This is a genomic window from Bacillus sp. EA-CB0995 (assembly GCF_055814245.1).
Map to the genome: position 1 here is coordinate 1,390,242 of NZ_CP169269.1, position 12,828 is coordinate 1,403,069.

The 12,828-nt window shown below is 37.2% G+C and carries 7 protein-coding genes, 1 tRNA gene and 4 pseudogenes; 10 read left to right on the forward strand and 2 right to left on the reverse strand.

All coding sequences use genetic code 11. The features are described 5' to 3' along the window. Positions 1-103 precede the first annotated feature (103 nt). Together ACEWFJ_RS07240 and ACEWFJ_RS07245 are read right to left on the reverse strand one after the other, a co-directional pair. Positions 104-285, reverse strand: a pseudogene (locus tag ACEWFJ_RS07240) (hypothetical protein); the annotation flags it as partial. Positions 286-506: 221 nt separating this feature from the next. Next, positions 507-1,273, reverse strand: a pseudogene (locus ACEWFJ_RS07245) (DUF1189 domain-containing protein). 224 nt (positions 1,274-1,497) lie between these two features. Here ACEWFJ_RS07245 and ACEWFJ_RS07250 point away from each other — a divergent pair. The 10 genes and pseudogenes from ACEWFJ_RS07250 to ACEWFJ_RS07295 all read left to right on the forward strand — a co-directional run bounded on the left by ACEWFJ_RS07250 (position 1,498) and on the right by ACEWFJ_RS07295 (position 12,824). After that, positions 1,498-1,571, forward strand: a tRNA-Ile gene (locus ACEWFJ_RS07250). A gap of 224 nt (positions 1,572-1,795) precedes the next feature. Then, positions 1,796-2,407, forward strand: a complete 612-nt coding sequence (sodA, locus tag ACEWFJ_RS07255) for a superoxide dismutase [Mn] (RefSeq protein ID WP_473691310.1) — start codon at positions 1,796-1,798, stop codon at positions 2,405-2,407. A gap of 186 nt (positions 2,408-2,593) precedes the next feature. Beyond that, positions 2,594-3,869 (forward strand): annotated as a pseudogene (locus tag ACEWFJ_RS07260) (MFS transporter). Between the two features lie 108 nt (positions 3,870-3,977). After that, positions 3,978-6,098 (forward strand): peptidoglycan D,D-transpeptidase FtsI family protein, encoded by a 2,121-nt coding sequence (locus ACEWFJ_RS07265; RefSeq protein WP_473691312.1) that lies wholly within the window; start codon positions 3,978-3,980, stop codon positions 6,096-6,098. Positions 6,099-6,736: 638 nt separating this feature from the next. Further along, positions 6,737-7,632 (forward strand): annotated as a pseudogene (locus ACEWFJ_RS07270) (PstS family phosphate ABC transporter substrate-binding protein). A 27-nt stretch (positions 7,633-7,659) separates the two neighbouring features. Further along, on the forward strand, positions 7,660-8,610 hold the full coding sequence (gene pstC / locus ACEWFJ_RS07275; RefSeq protein WP_473691314.1) for a phosphate ABC transporter permease subunit PstC: 951 nt from the start codon (positions 7,660-7,662) through the stop codon (positions 8,608-8,610). Position 8,611: 1 nt separating this feature from the next. Next, positions 8,612-9,478 carry a phosphate ABC transporter permease PstA gene (gene pstA / locus ACEWFJ_RS07280; RefSeq protein WP_098307780.1) on the forward strand — a complete coding sequence of 289 codons (867 nt, stop codon included), beginning with the start codon at positions 8,612-8,614 and terminating at the stop codon, positions 9,476-9,478. Positions 9,479-9,508: 30 nt separating this feature from the next. Next, complete coding sequence (pstB, locus tag ACEWFJ_RS07285; RefSeq protein WP_098307778.1) at positions 9,509-10,324, forward strand: phosphate ABC transporter ATP-binding protein; 816 nt, start codon at positions 9,509-9,511, stop codon at positions 10,322-10,324. A 104-nt stretch (positions 10,325-10,428) separates the two neighbouring features. Further along, complete coding sequence (gene phoU, locus ACEWFJ_RS07290) at positions 10,429-11,085, forward strand: phosphate signaling complex protein PhoU (RefSeq protein WP_098307776.1); 657 nt, start codon at positions 10,429-10,431, stop codon at positions 11,083-11,085. 548 nt (positions 11,086-11,633) lie between these two features. After that, positions 11,634-12,824, forward strand: coding sequence for a glycosyltransferase family 4 protein (locus tag ACEWFJ_RS07295; RefSeq protein WP_473691317.1), 1,191 nt, complete (start codon positions 11,634-11,636; stop codon positions 12,822-12,824). Positions 12,825-12,828: the final 4 nt, after the last annotated feature.

Below are 12,828 nucleotides of genomic sequence, written 5' to 3' on the forward strand. Positions count from 1 at the left end.
TTTATATTGTATGCAGTATTTGTCTCGTGAAGCCAAATGTCTAGCTTCACTTTTTCTATTGTATCAGCGCTTTGCTGCAATTGACAAGAATTATGTGATACTGTTATGGATAGAGAGGGAATTTGTATTTTTTCCCAATTTGTAATTTTGCAGGAGATTCACTTTGGTTTAATCCTTTAAAATCTGTAACAACCTTTTCAATAGAAGGGATTTTTTTTTGTTAATTTCCTCTGTAATGGATAGAACGGTATCGCCTGTTTTTATTTCAATGATTTTATATTTTGTTGATGATATATTTTCTTTTTGGTCGTTTTTTGAAGCTTTAGCCGAAGTTTCTTTTGTTTTGGAATATGTATGAAGTAACGGTAAAGTGCCGATTGTCATATCGTAGTACAAGACGTAACCGAGAACAAGCAACAATAAGACACCGCCAAGTCTTTTCATATTTCTTCACTCCTTTGTAGAGAAATATATGCTTGTCCAAAAAAATGCCTTGAAGGCATTTTTTATAGTGAATTTTTTTCTTTTGGTTTTGGTACTTCTTTTATTGTTAAATAAAGAACAATCAGAACAACGGTAATAAATAGGAACAACGAGCCTGGGACGTTAATTTTTAACAAATCCATTATCATAAAGAATATAGTTGGGATTGTATAGCTGTAGGCAGTTAATGTCCAAATTTGTTTGTACGATAGTTTACGCTGTCCGCTCATTGCAGAGCCGATAAATGCTAATAGCGTAACGCCAAGGAATGTAATGAAGAGTTGGAATAAGTAAATAAGTATTCCGATAACGAACATAGCAATTGGATATATGCTATCGACAAATGAAACTAATTCTTGAATATCTTTTTTTCAAAAGTCGTATTTCCTAAGTCACTATATGGAAATGATTGTGTTTTTTGTTCTGCTGTTGAAATCACTTTATCTTTTAAGATGAACACACCATCTCGGTTGGAATATGCACTTGCATCCGTTGCATTTGGATCAAATACAAAAATAAAATCTGTGTCATCTTTTACAATGGGTTTGTCGATGTCTGCGTGAAGTTCGCCATTTTCAATTTTAAAATCAGGTACATCTTTTTCGATAGAATGATTAACCAGACTAATGCCATCTTGAATGAAACTTCCAAATAGAATCGTTTTTGGAACGGTAGCAAGTAAACATAGCAACATTATGTAAAGAATCGTTTTTCCGATTTTTTGAAAACGAAAAAGTGCCATCTCTTTTGGTGCATATAAACTTTTAAACAATTGCGTAAATATGGACATGAATTCACTTCCTTCTTTTAAATATATTGATTTACCATCCCATTGTAACGTACGTTTCTAAAGAATCACAAGATATATCATGTGTGATATGAAAATGCAATTGACACATTTCTTTTCATTATGGTAAATTTATCTTACATTTTTATATGTAATCATACATTCTAGAGTAGTTTAGTTGATTAGAGTATACAGGATACCTTGGCAGTTATTCGTATATGTATTGTGGACCTTTAGCTCAGCTGGTTAGAGCAGACGGCTCATAACCGTCCGGTCGTAGGTTCGAGTCCTACAGGGTCCATATCCATTTCACATATTGATACATAGCACATATGCTTCCTTATAGAAGGAAGCTTTTTTACGAAATTTATGAGCATTTCGTTTGAAAAGAAATGGAAAATTTGCTACTTTAATGTTAGCGAGGCAATACGTTAAATTTGTTTTCACCTCTATGTAATTAGGGTAAAATGAATTTGTATGCCGAGTCATTATCGGCAAATACATACAAATGGGAGGAATATAACAATGGCAAAACATGAATTACCAAATTTACCTTATGCGTATGATGCATTAGAACCTCATTTTGACAAAGAAACAATGAACATCCATCATACAAAACATCACAACACATACGTAACAAATTTAAATGCTGCATTAGAAGGACATGCGGAATTAGCAGAAAAAAGTATTGAAGAATTAGTTGCAAGCTTAAACGAGGTGCCAGAGGCAATCCGCACAGCAGTACGCAATAACGGTGGTGGACATGCAAACCACTCTTTATTCTGGACAATCCTTTCTCCAAATGGCGGCGGACAACCAGTAGGTGAACTTGCAAGCGCAATTGAAGCAAAATTCGGCAGCTTTGATGCATTTAAAGAAGAGTTTGCAAAAGCAGGCGCAACTCGCTTCGGTTCTGGTTGGGCATGGCTTGTTGTAAACAATGGTGAGTTAGAAGTAACAAGCACACCAAACCAAGATACTCCATTAATGGAAGGTAAAACTCCAGTTTTAGGACTAGACGTTTGGGAGCATGCATACTACTTACATTACCAAAATCGTCGTCCTGACTACATCGGTGCATTCTGGAACGTTGTAGATTGGAACGCAGTTGAAAAACGTTACCAAGACGCAAAATAATTATAATTGTAAAAGCTAGGAGATGTTTCTCCTAGCTTTTTTTGTTTTCTTACACCGGTCCGATTGGTAGAGTTCACATCAATGGAGAAAGATGCTCCATTGAAAGAAGTTTCACTTTCCCTCTTCTTCTTTACATAATTGTGTTCTTCTTTGGAAGACTAGAACATGAAGTAAAGGAGAGTTCATATGAAATGGAAACATTTAATTGGCGATGTTGAGGTGAATCGTGACTTAGTATTATTACTCATAATTGGCGGGTTATATGCGTTGGCTATTTCATTGTCGAATACGTTTGTTAATATTTATTTATGGAAACAAACGAAGGACTTTGTGAATATTGGCCTTTATAATTTAGCAAGCGTTGTTTTACAACCACTGACATTTCTTGTTGCCGGAAAATTAGCGAAACGAGTAGATCGTACGATTTTGCTCCGAATCGGCGTGACAACATTAGCTATTTTTTTATTGTTGTATTACTAACAGGAACGAATGCTTCGCAGTATATTTTACTAATCGGCAGTTTGCTTGGAATGGGATATGGATTTTACTGGCTCTCATTTAATTTATTAACATTTGAAATTACAGAGCCGGAGACACGTGATTTTTTTAACGGATTTCTCGGATTGCTTAGCTCATTTTCGGGTATGATTGGTCCAATTGCATCCGGATTTATCATTTCGCGTATGGAAAAGTGGAGTGGTTATACATTCGTTTTTTTTCTATCTTTAACCTTATTTACTATTGCAATTGTCGTCAGCTTTTTTCTTACAAAGCGTGAATGTGAAGGGCGTTATGAACTTGTTGAAGTAATGAAAGAGAGAAAGGTTAATAAAAACTGGGGAAGAATTACACTTGCTCACTTATTTCAAGGTTTACGAGAAGGTACATTTATATTTGTTATTTCTGTATATGTGTATTTGGCTTCTGGAAGCGAATTAGCGCTAGGAAAATATGGACTTGTGAATTCTGCTGTTTCTTTCATTTGCTATTATTTAGTAGCACGTGTAATGAAAAAGGAATGGAGAAAAAAGCCATTTTACTCGGTGGAATCATTTTATATGCAGTTGTATTTTTAGTTGTCTTTCATGTTACGTATACGAAATTGCTTATTTATGCAGCTTGTATTGCTGTGGCATATCCAATTCTTCTTGTTCCATACGGTTCGATGACATATGATATAATTGGCAGAGCCAAACATGCAAAAGAGTGGCGAGTAGAATATATTGTCGTTCGTGAACTATGGTTAAACGGAGGAAGAATTTGTTCCGTTTTAAGCTTCCTACTAGCGGTTTCGTTATTTCCGGCAGAAAAAAGCTTGCCCGTTTTATTATTAATATTGGGTGCTGGACATTTACTCATCTATTTTGCGATTCGAAATGTCACATATGATGATGAAAAGGCGCATTCAACAAGGCTAGAAGTTGTACAAACGACTCAAAATACAACCGAAGGAGAAGGTTAACTTCTGCCCTATTTTATGTTAAAATAATAAAACGTATATAACAGTGGCGAGGACACCTGGAGAAGGTGTCCCTTTCCGCTTGCATAGCTGTTGGCAGAGGGGGTTCGTATGAGCAAGAAAAAGAAAAAGAAGAAAGCCACGCTTCCGTTTCGGTTGAATGTGTTGTTTTTTTGTGTGTTTTTACTGTTTTCGACAGTTATTGTCCGCTTAGGAATGGTACAGATTGTACATGGTGAAGATTATAAAAATGAAGTAGCCAAAAAGGAAAACTCAACGGTAAGTACTCCTGTTCCACGCGGAAAGATTTATGACAGGTATGGTCGTGCGGTTGTAGATAATACACCACTTCGAACGATTACGTATACAAGAATGAAGGGGTCGAAACCTGAAGAACGTTTAGAAACTGCAAAGCAACTTGCGAAATTAATTGATGTACCGACGGATAAGTTAACAGAACGAGATAAAAAAGATTTTTGGATACTGTTAAATCCAGAGCGAGCAAAAGCAAAAATTACGAAAAAAGATGAAGCGGATTTGAAAGCGAAAAAGATTGACGATAAGGAACTAGCGCAGCGTCAACTCGACCGTATTACAGAAGCAGAATTAAATGAATTAACTCCACAGGATTTAGAAGTGTTAGCAATTAAGAGTAAAATGGATAGCGGTTATACAATGACGCCGCAAATTATTAAGAAAGATGCTACACCTGAAGAATATGCTGTAATTAGTGAGAACTTAGAAAAGTTGCCAGGGGTAGACACTACGGTTGATTGGGATCGTAACTATGCTTATGGTGATATGTTCCGCACTGTACTTGGCGGTGTAACGAGTTCTGATGAGGGATTACCGCGAGAGAATCTAGATTACTACTTAGTTCGTGATTACGATCGTAATGATCGCGTCGGAAAAAGTTATATTGAACAGCAATACGAAGACGTGTTGCATGGTACAAAAGCAGAAGTGAAAAATATTACAGACTCAAAGGGCAATATTATTGAAACAGATTACGTATCTAAAGGAGAAAGTGGAAAGAATTTAACTCTGACTATTGATATGGAGCTGCAAAAGCAGGTTGAACAAATTATTGAAGAAGAAATGAAAAAAGCGAAAGCTACAGGCGAAGCGGGCTATATGGACCGTGCGTTTGTTGTTATGATGAATCCGAAAAACGGAGAAATTTTATCAATGGCTGGTAAACAATTTGTCAAAGATGAAAATGGACAACCTACTATACAAGATTATGCACTTGGCACCATGACGAGTTCATATGAAATGGGTTCAACTGTAAAAGGAGCAACTGTTTTGACAGGATATCAAACAGGAGCAATTCAGCCGGGAGAAGTACTTGTTGATGAACCAATCAAACTTAAAGGTACGCCGGTGAAAAAATCATGGAAAACAATGGGGCCAATTAATGATTTAACAGCCCTGCAACAATCTTCAAACGTATATATGTTTAAAACAGCGATGAAAATCGCAGGTGTAGATTATGTTCCAAATGGTACATTAAGTATTAAACCAAAGGACTTTGATACAATGCGTTATTACTATAGTCAATTTGGTCTTGGAGTGCCAACTGGAATAGATTTACCAAATGAAGTGTCTGGAGTAAAAGGACTGGAAGGAAAACCAGGGAACTTACTCGACTTAGCAATTGGACAGTATGACACATATACACCGCTTCAATTGGCGCAATATGTATCTACGATTGCGAACGGTGGTTATCGTATGAAGCCGCAGATTGTAAAAGAAATTCGCAGGCCGACTTCAAAACCAGAAGATTTAGGTCCAGTAGTAGAATCGATGGAGCCGGTTGTTTTAAATCGAATAGATATGAAAGATGATTATATTAAGCGCGTCCAAGAGGGCTTTAAAATGGTAATGCAAACACAGAATGGGACAGGTCATTCTGCTTTTGCTAATGCGACATATGATCCGGCCGGAAAAACAGGAACAGCACAGGCAGCTTATGCTGGTCCAGATCAAAAAGAAGTAAGAGCACAGTTAGGTCAATCGCCAACTACGTATAATTTAACGATGGTTGGATATGCGCCGGCATCTGATCCGGAAATTGCATTTTCTGTTGTTGTTCCGTGGATGACCAATGATCACAATCCAATAAACAAAAATATTGCACGCCGAATTACGGACGCATATTTCGATTTGAAAAAGCAAGAAGCTAGCGGACAAACTGGACAACCAGCAGATACTACGAAAACAAATCAATAAGGATAAAAAATATGTAAGATTGGCACACTATCTGTGAAGATAGTGTGCTTTTTTTATGTGTGCTGCATATAGTGATGACAGAAGTGTACAAGCTTATGGAATAAGGGTTGTGTTTTCGTAAATAATGAATGAAATGGGATTTATCCCGCATTAACGGGCAGTAAGATCCCCCCATCTCAAGATTCAGAGATATGCGAAGAAAATAGGTGGGGATAGCTGCCCGTAAAAGCCCGATTGGTTCAACTAACCATCAGTGGGGGATGAAGAAACCCCTCCACTAATGGAAGTTTCACTTTATCACGTTATTCGCAGACATTAAGACTCTCGCCTCAAGATTCAGAGAAAACAAAGAAGGTAGGAGGGGAAGCATTCACTGAGGGAAGATAGGCTACAGATGCATAATTACTTGTTCGTTAACGCATAGGAAATGTTGATATTTACGAAACTTTTACAAACTGTTAAAACCGAGTTGATAGTGCGGCATAATTGCTTGTTCGTTAACGTATAAAAAATGTTGGTATTTACAAAACCTTTACAAATTATTAAAACCGAGTTAATAGTTCAGCATTATTCTTATATGTGTACTTCTGTTATCAGAAGGCCCCTAGGAGGAAATATTACGTGAAACGTAATAGAGCATACACCATGGTTATATTATCGATATTTTTTTATCTGCTCATACGTTACCTATTTCTGCTGCGAATATTGTAGGGAAAGTACAAATTGATGGATCTTCTACAATTTTTCCAATTATGGAAGCAGTAGCAGAAGAGTATACGAAACGAGAACCCTCTGTAAAACTTTCCATTGGTATATCTGGAACAGGGGGAGGATTTCATCGTTTTGGAAAAGGAGAAGTGGATATAACAAACGCTTCTAGGCCGATGAAAAAAGAAGAAGAGCAACTGGCTAAAAAGCATCACATCACGTATACGCCACTTCAAATTGCTTATGATGGTCTTACGCTTATTGTGAATCGTGAGAATACGTGGGCAGATAATCTTACAATAGAAGAGTTACAAACAGTATGGAGTGAAAGTGAAACAACGAAAAAATGGTCACAAATTCATCCGAAATGGCCGCAGGAAACGATACAATTTTACGCACCAGGGGTGGATTCTGGTACGTATGATTATTTTCAAAATGTAGTGTTACAAAAAAAGCTCATAACAAAAACAGTTACATTATCCGAAGATGACAATGTTCTAATAAGAGGTGTTATGAGTAATAAACACGCAATTGCATTTGTTGGATATGCATATTATGCCGCGAATCGTGACAAAGTAAAGGCCGTAAAAATTAACGGTATTCCCCCGACGAAAGAAACAATTCAATCCGGGGCATATAAGCCGCTGTCTAGGCCGCTCTATGTATATGTAAACAATTCTTCAATTCGAGCAAAAAAAGTGTTGCGAATTATGTATCTTTTATGATGAGACACGCAGGAGAGCTCGTAGAGGAGATTGGATATGTGAAGTTACCGCAATATAAATATAATCAACAGCTGCAAATGTTAACAGAAATACAAAAATAATGTCAGGATGGAGAGGGGTTTTCATCTTTGGCTCGTAATGATAAGAGTCACGTTACGGTTTCTGTTCAACATTTGATTGAAAGAAATATAGGCAAGCGAAAGAAAGCACAGCGAATCAATCAAATGGTTCCTTTCGTATTACGAATAATCGCCAGTATCTCTATTGTTACAACGATAGGAATTATTGTAACTTTAGCAAATGAAACATTTATGTTTTTTGAAAGAGTATCAATATATTCCTTTTTTACAGAAAAAGAATGGCTTCCTTTTTTTGAGAATCCTAAGTTTGGTATTTTACCGCTTATATATGGAACTGTGCTTGTTACTATCATTGCAATGGTTGTTGCGATTCCGATTGGATTAGGATGTGCGATATTTTTAAGTGAATACGCTTCTAGTGCAGCAAGAAAGGTATTAAAACCGGCATTAGAACTGCTAGCGGGGATTCCGACAATTGTATACGGTTTTTTTGCTTTAACAGTTGTTACACCTGTTTTGCAGCGCATTGTTCCGGATCTACAGTTTTTCAACGCACTTAGTCCAGGGATTGTAATTGGTATCATGATGATTCCAACGATTGCATCTCTTAGTGAGGATGCGATGCGTGCTGTTCCGCATCAGGTGCGAGAAGCTTCCTTTGCAATCGGAGCTACTCGTCTTGAAACGGCAAAGAAAATTGTATTACCAGCAGCTTTTACGGGAGTTGTAGCAGCAATTGTGCTAGCCGCCTCAAGAGCAGTTGGAGAAACGATGATTGTTGTCATTGCGGGTGGTTCAACGCCAAGCTTATCATTAGATCCGACACAGTCTATTCAGACACTAACGGCTTATATTGTGCAAGTTAGCTTAGGGGATGCTCCTTATGGAACGCTGACCTATTACAGCATGTATGCTGTCGGAGCAACACTATTTATTTTTACACTTATCATGAATATGATTGCGCAGTATATTATGCGTCGTTTTAAGGAGGCGACATAATATGCGCATGTTAAACGAGCGAAACATAGAAGAACATATGCCTTCTCGATTTTGGAAAGATCGTGTATGCAAGATTGCGTTTCGTATGACTATGTTATTTTCACTTTGTATATTAATTTTTTTACTATATCAAATTTTTCAACAAGGTATAACATATATTTCATTTGATTTTTTCACCAATTTTGCATCGCGAAATCCGGAGGAAGCTGGTATTGCAGCTGCTTTATCGGGAACGATTTTATTTATGAGTGTTGTTACTCCTACTTCTTTTTTATTTGGAGTCGGAACAGCTCTTTATTTAGAATACTATGCCAAGCAATCATTGTTTACAAGAATGATAAAAATCAACATTCAAACGTTGGCAGGAGTGCCATCTGTTGTTTTTGGATTATTAGGGTTAACAATGTTTGTATATGGATTGCAGTTAGGTGAAAGTATATTGGCAGCAGCATTAACGATGAGTCTTCTCGTTTTGCCGACAGTTGTTGTAGCAGCGCAAGAGGCACTTCGATCTGTACCGAGATCTCTGTTAGAAGCATCTTATGGAGTGGGGGCAACGAAGTGGCAAACAATGTCTCGTGTTGTTATCAGGGCAGCAATGCCAGGGATTTTAACAGGCTGTATTTTGGCGTTATCACGAGCGATTGGAGAAGCAGCGCCATTACTTGTCATTGGAGCACTTGCTTTTGCAAACTATGTACCGCTTGATGTATTTGATAAATTTACAGTTTTACCAATTCAAATCTTTAATTGGATGAGCAGGCCGCAGGAGGAGTTTCAACATGTAGCAGCAGCTGGAATTATCGTGTTATTACTGTTGTTGCTTTTTATAAATACTTTTGCAATATGGCTACGAAATCGTAAGTAAGAAAGACATGGATGAAAGGGGAATTTCAAAATGGTATCTACAGTAGTAAATGTACAGGTGAAAAATGAAGAAAAGACTGTACCTCAGACAAAAAAGGTTGTATTTGATACGAAAAATTTAAACTTATGGTACGGAGAAGACCATGCATTAAAGGACATTAATTTAAGTATTTACGAGAATGAAGTGACGGCAATTATTGGCCCGAGTGGCTGCGGAAAATCTACGTATTTAAAAACGTTAAATCGTATGGTTGAACTAGTGCCAATCGTTCGGACAACAGGGGTGATTGAATATCGTAATCGTAACATTTTCGAGAAATCTTATCCTGTTGAGGAATTACGTACACATGTTGGAATGGTATTTCAGAAGCCAAATCCATTTCCAAAATCAATCTACGAAAATGTTGTGTACGGTCCGAAAATTCATGGTATTCGCGATAAGAAAACGTTGGACGAAATTGTTGAGAAGAGTTTGCGCGGTGCGGCGATTTGGGATGAATTAAAAGATAGATTACATGATAATGCGTATGGGCTATCAGGTGGACAGCAACAACGTTTATGTATTGCACGTTGCTTAGCGATTGAACCAGATGTCATTTTAATGGATGAACCAACATCAGCGTTAGATCCAATTTCTACATTAAAAGTGGAAGAGTTAATTCAAGAGTTAAAGAAAGATTTCAGTATCGTTATTGTTACGCATAATATGCAACAAGCAGCGCGTATTTCTGATAAAACTGCTTTCTTCTTAAGCGGAGAAGTTGTGGAATATACAGAAACGAATAAATTATTTACAACTCCAACAGACAAACGAACAGAAGATTATATTACAGGACGATTCGGTTAATAGTGTCTGTTTGAGAGAGAAATGTATGTTCTTATCAATTGGAATATTTCGGTGAGAGCTTCATCTTATATTGGAGCACGTGTAACGAATAAAGGGGGACCAACATGGTACGCGAACAATTTCAGTATGATTTGCAAGCATTACAGCAAAAAATTATTGAACTAGGTGAATTAGCAAAACAAGCTCTTGAAATTGCAATGGAAGGATTGCGCACAAGAGATGTAGAGAAGGCGCTTGAGGTAATCGATGGTGATTATCGTATGGATAATTTGGAAGAAGAAATTAATGACTTTGCATTAATGTTGATTACGAAACAACAACCTGTTGCCAGTGATTTACGAAGAATTTTTATTTCTATTAAAACTGCAACAGATTTAGAACGTATTGCAGATCACGCGGTAAATATTGCTAAGTCAACAATCCGTCTTGGTGAAAAAGAAGTATCTGTATCATTACAAAACCTTGAAAATATGTTCGGAATTGCAATAGATATGCTGCAAAATGTGATTCAAGCTTATAGAGAAGAAAACTTAACATATGCGAAAAAGATTGCTGAGATGGATGATGAAGTTGATGAACTTTATGGGAAAGCAATTCGTGAGTTTATTTCTTCTATTCCAGATCAGCCAGAGACGATTGGACAAATTACACAGCTGTCGTTTATTGCACGTTATATTGAACGAGTGGCTGATCATAGTACAAACATTGCAGAAAATGTATTTTATCTTGTAAAAGGGAAGCATTATTTATTAAATGAATAAAAATTGTTAAAAGAGAGGGATGCAAAGTGTTCCTCTCTTTTTTTAGTCAAAATATGACAAAAAAGGATTATTGTTACTTGCTTGTTGCGGTGGTAAGATGGATTATAATGCAACAAAAAGAAAACGCTTACTTTTTCGCGGGACGAAAGTTTCACTGTATCCCGCTCAAACGGTTGGTAAGAAGTGTAAGCAAGAAGAAAATCAAACCACCCGTAAGAGCCCGGTTGGTTCAACTAACCTTTCATGAAAAAAACGTTCATGAAAGGAATTTTCACTTTACCCCGCTCAAACGGTTGGTAAGAAGTGTAAGCAAGAAGAAGGTCAAACCACCCGTAAGAGCCCGATTGGTTCAATTAACCTTTCATGAAAAAACGTTCATGAAAGGAAGTTTCACTTTACCTCGCTCAAACCGTTGGTAAGAAGTATAAGCAAGAAGAAAATCAAACCACCCGTAAGAGCCCGATTGGTTCAACTAACCTTTCATGAAAAAAGCGTTCATGAAAGGAAGTTTCACTTTATTCTTCTACGTGAAGAGAAAAGAGGGATGTATGGAGCCTTTGCATATTTTAATGTTGGCATGGGAATATCCCCCGATGATGGTAGGAGGCCTTGGAAGGCATGTGTATGAATTATCCCGTGCTCTTGCACATAATGGACATTATGTGCATGTAGTAACGGTACACGAAGAGCATTGCACGACATATGAAAAGGTACATGATGTACATGTGCATCGTGTGTCAGTTGATGATCGTGAAAAGTATCATTTTTATGAGTGGATTGCTCAGTTAAACAAGTCTATGCTTGCTTATACACAAGAACTGTGTAAACGTTATACGTTTGATGTGATTCATGCTCATGATTGGCTTGTTGCTATTTGTGCGATGGAACTGCAAAAACAGCAACATTTGTCTCTCGTTACAACCATTCATGCAACGGAGCGTGGACGTAATGGTGGAATTTATACATCACTGCAATGGCAAATACATATGCATGAAAAAGAGGTAGTAAAAGAATCTAACATTGTGATTGTTTGTAGTCAGTTTATGAAAGATGAGGTTGTACGAGATTTGGAAGTAAATGGTGAGGGTGTTTTTGTACATCCAAATGGGATTGACCGTCATTTCTTTCATGCTGTTACGCCTTCATTAGAAATTACGAAGCGTTATAATTTAGCAGAACGATTGGTTGTATTTTCAATTGGCCGTATTGTCAATGAGAAGGGTTTTTATACGATTATTGAAGCTGCGCCGCAGATTATTAAGCTATACCCACAGGTTATATTTATTATTGCAGGCCAAGGCCCCATGTTAGAGCAGTACCGTGCAGTTGTTCAAGGAAGAGGACTGCAACACTCTATCTTTTTTCTCGGTCATATTACAGAAGAAGAACAACGAGCTTTTCTCCAAAGGTGTGATGTATTATTAATTCCAAGTTTGTATGAACCTTTTGGGATTGTTGCATTAGAGGGGATGCTTGCAAAGAGACCAGTTTTGGTTTCGCGTGTGGGTGGCCTGCAAGAGATTATTATAGATGGTGTGAATGGGTTTCACATGAAATCAGGTTGTTCGCAAAATTTGAGTGAGAAATTAATATTTATTATAGAACAACGAGAATTTGCTCAGTGCGTGGCAAATAAAGGATATGAAGATGTTCTTGTTCACTATAGTTGGGGTGAAATTGCAAGAGCAACCGCACACACGTATGAAAAAGCAGTTCAACATCATAAATGTGGAGGTTGAATGC

Coding starts and splice junctions, on each gene's coding strand:
- sodA (WP_473691310.1), top strand. CDS start 1,796: ATGGCAAAACATGAATTACCAAATTTACCTTATGCGTATGATGCATTA.
- ACEWFJ_RS07265 (WP_473691312.1), top strand. CDS start 3,978: ATGAGCAAGAAAAAGAAAAAGAAGAAAGCCACGCTTCCGTTTCGGTTG.
- pstA (WP_098307780.1), top strand. CDS start 8,612: ATGCGCATGTTAAACGAGCGAAACATAGAAGAACATATGCCTTCTCGA.
- pstB (WP_098307778.1), top strand. CDS start 9,509: ATGGTATCTACAGTAGTAAATGTACAGGTGAAAAATGAAGAAAAGACT.
- phoU (WP_098307776.1), top strand. CDS start 10,429: ATGGTACGCGAACAATTTCAGTATGATTTGCAAGCATTACAGCAAAAA.
- ACEWFJ_RS07295 (WP_473691317.1), top strand. CDS start 11,634: ATGGAGCCTTTGCATATTTTAATGTTGGCATGGGAATATCCCCCGATG.